The sequence below is a fragment of the Nitrospira sp. BLG_2 genome, from assembly GCF_049222245.1.
Map to the genome: position 1 here is coordinate 1 of NZ_JBLYIG010000183.1, position 3966 is coordinate 3966.

Consider the following 3966-nt stretch of genomic DNA (forward strand, 5'->3'; position numbering starts at 1 on the left):
GCCAACGCAATGGCGTCTTCGAGATAGCCGATCTCATCGACCAAACCGGCCGCTTTTGCTTGCTCACCGGTGTAGATCCGTCCGTCAGCCAACCGTTTGATCTGCTCCATCTGTAAATTGGATCGGCCCTCCTGCACGATGTTCAAGAAGCGCTGGTAAAACGAATCGATGAGTCCTTGGAAGATGGCCCGTTCTTCGGTCGTCATGATTCGAAACGGCGAGCCCATATCCTTGCGAGGCCCCGATGTCACGGCCGTAGCCTCTACCCCCACTTTCTCTAAGAGCCCTCGCGCATTGATGGTAAGCATAATCACACCGATACTGCCCGTCACGGACGAAGGATGCGCCAATACCGTGTCCGCCGACGCAGCAATATAGTAGCCGCCTGACGTGCCCAGGTCCATGATGGATGCAACAATGGGAACCTTGCGACTGGTTTTGAACGTTTTGAGCTCGTGATAAATAATATCCGACGCCGTCACCGTTCCCCCAGGCGTATTAATCCGAAGCACAACAGCTTTGACGTTCTCGTCCTTTGCGGCACGGGTCAATTGTTCCTTCACACTCGCAATCATACTGGGCGTTGTCCGGAATCCATCTTTATCTTGAGAACTAATCACTCCAGAAATTTCAATCAGGAGCACTTTTGCTTTGCCTGTCCCATCGACCTGAGTTTCTTGAAGAGGCCCAGGACCTGGAAACAGCGGGAAGTTGAACGTGCAGCCGGACAGCACCAGCCCGATCACTCCAATGACGAAACGATTATGCATGATAAGTCTCCATAAGATGCGCGAATTCACCGAATAAGTAGGCGGCGTCATGTGGGCCCGGCGCGGCCTCCGGATGGTATTGGACGGAGAAGACGGGATGATCCAGACAAGCCATTCCTTCTATATAGAAATCGTTCAAGCTCACATGGGTGAGCGACAGTTTTCCATGACGAGTGTCGACCACGGGTGGAGAGATCGGCACTTCAGAGAACGACGTGGGACCCTGCACGGCGAAATTATGGTTATGCGACGTAATTTCAACTTTTCTCGTCCGAAGGTCCAGTACGGGATGATTCGCCCCATGGTGACCGAACTTCAGCTTATAGGTCTTGAGACCGAAAGCCAAGCAGAGAATCTGATGTCCCAAACAAATGCCAAAAATCGGATAACGTCCGATCAATTTCTCCATGGCCTTCGCGGCATAGGGAAGGCCCTCCGGATCGCCTGGACCGTTTGAGAGGAAAATGCCGTCGGGCCTAAGCGCCTCGACTTCAACCGCTGATGTCGCAGCAGGCACCACAGTGACTTGACAGCCGACATCCACCAATCGTCTCAAGATGTTGTGTTTGATGCCGAAATCATAGGCTACGACTCGCCAGGGCTTGGACGGTCGACGTTCACCGTCGTTTGCCGACGGCACCCATTCGCCGGTTCCCGTGGTCCAATCATATGGACGCGCGCAAGTGACCTCGGTCGCTAAATCTCGACCGATGATATCGGGCGCTTGCCTGGCTTGCCTTACTGCCTGATCAGGATCGAGATTGATGTGCGTGATGAATCCCTGCTGTGATCCATGCTCACGCAAATGCCTTGTTAAGGCTCTCGTATCGATCCCCTCGATCGCGACGACCTTGGCTTCCATCAATGATTCCTGAAGGGTCTGTTTGCTCCGCCAATTGCTGGCAAGACGACTGGCTTCCATGACTACAAACCCTTCCGCCCAAATCCGGCGGGATTCCACATCTTCAGGCGTAACCCCATAGTTACCGACATGGGGACAGGTCATCGCAATAATCTGTCCTCTATAGGATGGATCGGTCAGTATTTCCTGATAGCCGGTCATCGCCGTATTAAAGACGACCTCTCCAACCGTCTCTCCCTCATAGCCAAGAGCGCGGCCCTCAAACACCGTGCCATCCGCCAATGCCAACAACGCTTTTTTCACTGTCATCTTCCACCCTGATCGAGCGATCGTTTTGCCTTGATTCCGATGAGCACGATGCCCAAGAGAAGGTTGAGCATATACAGGGCTCGGATCGGCAGCAGGACACGAAACAGCCCTTCCAAAGCCGCTTTCCTGGTCGTCTCGTCTTTCGTCGCGAATGCCTGCGCTTGGAGGGCCGCCGCATTGGGGTGCAGGACCGCAATAATGAGCCCGGCGATCATGACCATGACGGCCAGGACGATTATCTCACTCCGACCGACTTCTACGATCGGATCCCCGCTCCACCGACGATACCAAAGTGCGCCACAAAGGATGGCACCGACCCCGATGACGAAACGATGATAGCCTTCGAACGCCCGGGTCAAGAACATACCGCCCACATCCTGTCCTCCGAATGTATTGAACACTGCCGGGATCACCGCTCCGCTCAATACGACCATGCCTCCAACCCAGACGGCGAGCGCAACCCACTCAAGCGCAAGACAGGCCACCATCCCCCAACGGGACAGCCCTCGCACAGCACTACCGCTCCACCGGACTGGTCTCGAACACGACGCGGCCGCCTACAATGGTGGTATTCACTCGCCCTTTCACTTTCCACCCGACAAAGGGCGTATTGCGGCTCTTGGACCTGAACTTGGACGGATCGACTTCCCACTGTTCTTGCTGATCGACGATGACGACATCGGCATCCGCGCCGAGCGCCAGCGTCCCTTTCGTGAGTCCGAACGCCGCAGCCGGGGCCGAAGTCAGCTTCCGGACCGCTTGTTCCAGCGACAGGATGCCTTCCTCCACCAATCCCAATGTCAGCGGCAGCGCCGTCTCAAGTCCGACGATTCCGAATGGAGCCTCGGTGAAATCCTGCTGCTTCTCCTGCGTGGCATGGGGAGCATGATCGGTTGCAATCACATCGATCGTGCCGTCTCGTAAGCCTTCCTTGATCGCCTGCACATCGGTCCAGGTGCGCAAAGGTGGATTCATTTTCGCGTGAGTGTTGTAGCCGCGTACCAGCTCATCGGTCAGCAAAAAATGGTGAGGACATGCTTCCGCCGTCACATGAATCTCACGGGCCTTCGCCTCCCGCACCATTCGAACCGACCCGGCGGTACTGATGTGTGCGAGATGGAGGCGAGCTCCCGTCAGCTCCGCGAGTGAGAGATTGCGCGCCACCATCACATCTTCAGCGGCCGCCGGGATACCCGGTAATCCAAGCTCGGTCGAGACCAGCCCTTCATTCATACAGCCGCCTTCCGCCAAATGCAGGTCTTCGCAATGGTCGACGACCGTCAAATCGAATGCCAAGGCATATTCCATCGCTCGGCGCATCACCAGGCTGTTCATGACAGGCTTGCCATCGTCGGAGATGGCCACACAGCCGGACCGCCGTAAATCGCCGATCTCCGCCAGTTCTTTTCCTTCCGACCCTTTCGTAATGGCGCCGACCGGCAGCACGTTTGCCAGACCAGCCAATCGTGCCCGTTCCAATATGAATTCCGTGACGGCTTGATTGTCGTTTACCGGGTTCGTGTTGGGCATGCAACAGACCGTCGTAAATCCGCCTGCCACCGCCGCGGCACTGCCGCTCTGAATCGTTTCCTTGTACTCAAACCCCGGCTCGCGAAAATGGACGTGCAAATCGACGAACCCCGGCATCACAAGCTTCCCATTGGCTTGAATGGTCCGACCGTGCACAGCTTCGGAAAGGTTCGGGCCCACTGCGGCTATTTTGCCGTTGTCGATCAGCACATCGGCGATGCCGACAAACCGGCCCGGATCAATGACGCGACCACCTTTGATCACAATCGACACGATAAGCCCTCTTCACAATTCGGAAAATCTGTTGATTACCACCTGTATTCGAGCCCAGCCGATAGTTCGCTCACTCAACAGATCGACCGGGTCACCAGTTCACGAATTCGCTCCGGACATGAGGTACAAGATTCCCATGCGCACCGCCACGCCGTTCGCCACTTGATCGAGAATCACCGAGGACAAACTATCGGCGACATCCGGCGCGATTTCCACTCCTCG

At 56.0% G+C, this 3966-nt stretch carries 4 protein-coding genes and 1 pseudogene; all 5 read right to left on the reverse strand.

The window, feature by feature from the left end:
• Positions 1-770, reverse strand: a 770-nt coding sequence (sppA, locus tag ACOSYY_RS05065; protein WP_421661182.1) for a signal peptide peptidase SppA, incomplete at its 3' end; no start/stop codon positions are given.
• Positions 763-1941, reverse strand: coding sequence for a glutamine-hydrolyzing carbamoyl-phosphate synthase small subunit (gene carA, locus ACOSYY_RS05070; protein WP_421661183.1), 1179 nt, complete (start codon positions 1939-1941; stop codon positions 763-765). The genes carA and sppA, both read right to left, overlap by 8 nt.
• The gene (locus ACOSYY_RS05075) at positions 1938-2453 is read right to left on the reverse strand and encodes a DUF4149 domain-containing protein (RefSeq protein ID WP_421661184.1); all 516 of its coding nucleotides are present in this window, start codon (positions 2451-2453) and stop codon (positions 1938-1940) included. The genes carA and ACOSYY_RS05075 overlap by 4 nt, the downstream gene beginning before the upstream one ends.
• 4 nt (positions 2454-2457) lie before the next feature.
• Positions 2458-3744, reverse strand: a complete 1287-nt coding sequence (locus tag ACOSYY_RS05080; protein ID WP_421661185.1) for a dihydroorotase — start codon at positions 3742-3744, stop codon at positions 2458-2460.
• Between the two features lie 99 nt (positions 3745-3843).
• A pseudogene (locus tag ACOSYY_RS20365) lies at positions 3844-3966 on the reverse strand (aspartate carbamoyltransferase catalytic subunit); the annotation flags it as partial.